At 42.0% G+C, this 4,511-nt stretch carries 4 protein-coding genes; 3 read left to right on the plus strand and 1 reads right to left on the minus strand.

Features of this window, described 5'->3' with window-relative positions; translation table 11 throughout:
• Positions 1–137 precede the first annotated feature (137 nt).
• The 3 genes from psbQ (at position 138) to OGM63_RS24330 (ending at position 2,921) form a co-directional block, all read left to right on the plus strand.
• Complete coding sequence (psbQ, locus tag OGM63_RS24320; protein ID WP_263748247.1) at positions 138–602, plus strand: photosystem II protein PsbQ; 465 nt, start codon at positions 138–140, stop codon at positions 600–602.
• A gap of 324 nt (positions 603–926) precedes the next feature.
• Complete coding sequence (locus OGM63_RS24325) at positions 927–2,021, plus strand: NAD(P)/FAD-dependent oxidoreductase (RefSeq protein WP_263748248.1); 1,095 nt, start codon at positions 927–929, stop codon at positions 2,019–2,021.
• A gap of 48 nt (positions 2,022–2,069) precedes the next feature.
• On the plus strand, positions 2,070–2,921 hold the full coding sequence (locus OGM63_RS24330; RefSeq protein ID WP_263748249.1) for an alpha/beta fold hydrolase: 852 nt from the start codon (positions 2,070–2,072) through the stop codon (positions 2,919–2,921).
• Positions 2,922–3,000: 79 nt separating this feature from the next.
• Here OGM63_RS24330 and OGM63_RS24335 read toward each other — a convergent pair whose 3' ends face one another.
• On the minus strand, positions 3,001–4,116 hold the full coding sequence (locus OGM63_RS24335; RefSeq protein ID WP_263748250.1) for a precorrin-8X methylmutase: 1,116 nt from the start codon (positions 4,114–4,116) through the stop codon (positions 3,001–3,003).
• Between the last annotated feature and the right edge of the window lie 395 nt (positions 4,117–4,511).

Consider the following 4,511-nt stretch of genomic DNA (forward strand, 5'->3'; position numbering starts at 1 on the left):
GAGTAATAACTCCGCTCCTCTGCTTCTCCCCAGTAAAAAGATTTTCGGCAAAAGTCTGGTTAGTGAGAACGAGATATTGCCCTAGCGATCTAAAATGACACTGTTAATGGGCACACCAAAAAAATTGAGTAGAGTATATGGCGCGTCAACCCTCGATATTGTCATTGATTCTGGTAATTTTGGCAACATTCCTGATTAGTTGTGGCAGTCCTACTGTCGCTACAGCACCTCCAACCTATACTACGGATCAGTTAGAGAAAATTCAGGAATATGTTCCTGAAATTCTTTCCGTACGCGATCGCTCTGAAGAACTGCAAAAGCTGATCGAAAAAAATGACTGGATTTATGTGGGGAATTTTATCCACGGTCCGATGACATCCTTAAAGCAGAACATGAGTTACATTACTTCCAATCTGCTACCGAAAAACCAAGCCCAAGCACGTCAGATAACGCGAGATTTATTTAACCACCTGGTAAAAATAGATCAAGCGGCAAGCGATCGCAACTCTCAACTAGCTTTAAGCAATAAGAAAGCCGCTTTTGCTGACATTGACAATTTCTTACAATTGTTACCGCAAAGCAGCAAGTCACAAGAGAGTTAAGAGTTATGAATGAGGAGTGAGGAGTTAAGAGTCAAAACTCCTAACTCCTCACTCCTAACCCCTAACTCCTAACCCCTAACTCCTAACCCCTAACTCCTAACCCCTAACTCCTAACCCCTAACTCCTAACCCCTAACTCCTAACCCCTAACTCCTAACCCCTAACTCCTAACCCCTAACTTTTAACTCCTAACTCCTAACTCCTCACTCCTCACTCCTCACTCCTCACTTTTAACTCCTCACTCCTCACTCCTAACCCCTAACTCCTAACCCCTAACTCCTAACCCCTAACTCCTCACTCCTAACTCCTCACTTATTAAAAAGCAATGAGTCATGTAGTCATTATCGGTTGTGGTATTGTTGGGGCGGCGATCGCCTATGAACTCAGTCAAGTTCAAAACATCATTATCACTGTCATCGACAAACAACCACCCGCGCAAGCCTCTACAGGGGCAGCATTAGGCGTTTTGATGGGTGCAATTAGCCATAAAATTAAGGGTAATGCTTGGCGAATGCGCTCCTCTAGTATTCAACGTTATGAAACTTTAATTCCCGAACTAGAAGCTATCACAGGTCGCAAAATCCCTTTTAATCGTCAAGGAATTCTCAGCCTTTGTTTGCAAAAAGATAATAAAGCTGCTTGGCAAAAACTCGCGGAAATTCGCTCCTCTCAAAACTGGAAATTAGAAGTTTGGGACGTGGCTAAATTAAAGTCAGTCTGTCCGCAGGTAAATAACGAGAATATTATTGGTGCTGTTTATTCTCCTCAAGACCGTCAACTTGACCCAACAGCCTTAACTTTAGCTTTAGTTGATGCATCTCAACGCAACGGTGTTACTTTTAAATTTGGCGTTACCGTCAACGGAACTTCAACTTTTGCGAATTCATGCAATGAACTTGAGACGACAGAGGGTAAAATTACCGCTGATTGGTTTGTAATTGCCGCTGGATTGGGTTCGTCACTCCTGACAGGGCAATTAAACCAAATGATTGATATTCGCCCTGTGTTAGGGCAAGCTTTGCAAGTAAGCTTAAAACATCCTTTAGGCGATCGCCACTTTCAACCAGTAATTACAGGCGATGATATTCACATTGTCCCTGTAGGTAACGGCGATTATTGGATCGGTGCGACGGTGGAGTTTCCCAATGATACCCAGGAAATACCACCTAACGAAGAACTATTGAAGCAAGTTTTAACTCAAGCGATCGCCTTTTGTCCAGAATTAGCATCGAACTACACAATTAACCGCACCTGGTCGGGATTGCGTCCCCGTCCCGAAAAACGACCCGCACCAATCATAGGCAAACTACCAGGCTTTAATAACATTCTCCTCGCCACCGGACATTATCGCAACGGCGTTTTATTAGCACCCGCAACAGCACACGCAATTCGTGAGATGATTATTCCCAACGCTCCCTAATCTTAATAAAACTTTGCGTCTTTGCGCCTTTGCGTGAGACTTTTTCTCATGTCAATACAAGAACATAAAATAACCGTAAATTCCCTCGAATGGTTTTATCGCCAAGCTGAACCGATTGGTCAAACAGACTTATTGCCTGTATTATTGCTACACGGCTTACCCTCACAAAGTTACAGTTGGCGCCACATCTTGCCAGCTTTAGCCAAACAAGGTACAAGAGCGATCGCACCAGATTGGATTGGCTATGGTTTTTCATCCAAACCTGAAAAACGAGACTTTGCTTATACCCCAGATGCATTTATTACAGCTTTATCAGGATTTATCCAAGCCTTAGAACTACAACGTTTTTCTTTAGTTGTCCAAGGATTTTTAGGTTCTGTAGGACTACAATATGCTTTGCGACATCCAGAACAAATTGCCAACATAGCTATAATCAACACACCGATTACCAGTGCGGCAAAATTACCTTGGAAAATTCAACAACTCGGTTTACCTTTAGCTGGGGAGATGATGACCCAAGATCCTTTATTAGTTGATAGAACTTTAGAAGGTGGTTGTCGTTATGTAATCGAAGAGAAAGATTTAGATATTTATCGAAAGCCATATTTGAAAAGTTCCTCTTCTGGAAGAGGACTTTTATCAACTATCCGCAATTTACAACTTCAGCCAGCCATGATAGAAATCGAATCTGGCTTTCAAGAATGGCAACAGCCTATTTTAATTCAATGGGGAATGATTGACCCTTGGCTTTCTTTCGATATAGCACAAAAGTTTGCCGATTCTGTATCTCATGCCGAGTTAATAAAACTTAATAACGTCGGGCATTATCCTCAAGAACATTATCATGAAACGATTTTAGAAGATTTATTACCTTTCTTACGGTGTTCGGCAAAACCTTGATATATTTTTGACAATAAATAACGCGAAAAGCTGACAAGCGAGGGTGTATATGCGACCTGAGTAGAAGCGGACGGCAGTTTTAACTTAGATAACAGTGACAATCAGGCTTGTCTAACAGCGATTCAACTAAGGCATTGAGAGCAGTAGCTGCTAACAATCCACCACCCAAAGTTCCTTCAATTGTCATAAAAGGCACGGATGTTTGCATTAATTGTCGCTTGGCAGCGGGTGCATGACTAAAACCAATCGGCATCGCAATCACTAGCGCAGGCTGAATTTGTTGATTTTGAATCCCTTGACAAACTTCTAAAAGTACTGAGGGAGCATAACCAATAACTAGCACACAACCTTTAGTTAGTTGCAGTAATTTTTCTCGCCATTCTTGATGTTGCCAAAAAGCAATTTCTGCTTCTTTCGCGGTGGTAACGTGGGGATTGTTAATTAAAGTTTCAATTTGACATCCTAAGTGAGCTAATCGAGTATTATCTAAAGCTGCTGCCACTGAGAAAGTATCGACAACCACCTGACAGCCTAATTTTAGTGCTTCACGAGTGGAGGCGATCGCTTGATTTCCCAATCTCAAAAACGACACCAAACTAACATCCCCACAAGCTAAAACCATCTGGGAAATTAAATGTTGTTCAATTTCCGAACGGTCAGATAAATCAGGTAACAACCATTGTAAAGATTCTTGAAAAACTTCCGGATGAGTATGAACTTCTGCATCCAACTTACTCCACAGATTTTCTAGTTCTCCAACTCCTGCTTGAGTTTCGACTTCTAATAACTTGAGTTGAGAAAAAACTTCCGCTTGCATGATTTGACAATCTCGATCCCTTCCCAACAATCCTTCTAAAGCTGATGCGGTTTGCCGCAGTTGGGAAATTTGCTGCATAACTGTTCGATATTGCTGCTGAAGTTGCGACATCAGGGTAATAGTTGTATCCGCTTCTGGTTCCACCTTGAGAATTTCCCGAATGTGGTTTAACTGAAAGCCTTGCTGCTTGAGTGCCACAATGCGTTGCAACCGTCGGACATCGTTTTCATTATAAAGGCGGTAGTTGCTATGCGATCGCACTGGTTGCGGCAATAACCCTAATTGATGATAATGTCGCACCATGCGCGGAGTAATCCCCCCACCGACTGCGGAAGTAAATTCTTTAATAGTCAAATGCTGAATTACTTGGTTGTTCAAGGTTGTTTTTTCACCCTTTATAATGTAGAGACGTAGCACTTGGTAGTCTCTTGGGGTTTGGGTAACGCATAATTAAATTCTGGAAATGTCTAATAGCTAAAATAGTTCTTCTTGTTACGTCTGAAATATTCATATTTAGGGTGTGAACCGCTATAGAATGCCAATACAATCCACATCTGCCAACAGTCCATAACCGCCTTGGGTTGTAAACCCTAGGCTCATAGCTCAAGTCTTCTTAAGAAGACCAGAAAGAATTTTAGTCCATTATCTCGCAACAGTCCATAACCGCCCAGGGTTTTAAACCCTAGGCTCATAGCTCAAGTCTTCTTAAGAAGACTAGAAAGAATTTTAGTCCATTATCTCCCAACAGTCCATAACCGCCTTGGGTTTACAAC

Source organism: Plectonema radiosum NIES-515, from assembly GCF_025753815.1.
Taxonomy (GTDB): domain Bacteria; phylum Cyanobacteriota; class Cyanobacteriia; order Cyanobacteriales; family Nostocaceae; genus Hassallia; species Hassallia radiosum_A.